Below are 327 nucleotides of genomic sequence, written 5' to 3' on the forward strand. Positions count from 1 at the left end.
ATTGGAATTTTATCTCTCTTAGGCAAAAAAGTCCCTTCGTCATTAAAAGTATTTCTAACTGCTTTGGCTGTTATTGATGATTTGGGTGCTATTATTGTAATTGCCATTTTTTATACTACAACAATTGCTTTTGTAAATCTTGCCATTGCTTTAGGAATATGGATTTTATTGTTTGTTTTGAATCGAATGAAAGTTCAAAATCTGATTCCTTATTTAATTGGAGGAGTTGTCATGTGGTATTTCATGCTAAATTCTGGCGTTCATGCTACAATTACCGGCGTTATTCTGGCTTTTGTTATTCCGTTTGGAGATGGCGGAGAAAACTCT

1 protein-coding gene is annotated in these 327 nt (G+C 33.6%); it reads left to right on the forward strand.

The genetic code is table 11. The annotated features are described in order from the left end of the window. Nucleotides 1–327 (forward strand): Na+/H+ antiporter NhaA (locus BW716_RS35960; protein WP_143709290.1); only part of this gene is annotated, 327 nt, incomplete at both ends.

This window comes from [Flexibacter] sp. ATCC 35208, from assembly GCF_001975825.1.
Classification (GTDB): Bacteria; Bacteroidota; Bacteroidia; order Chitinophagales; family Chitinophagaceae; genus Chitinophaga.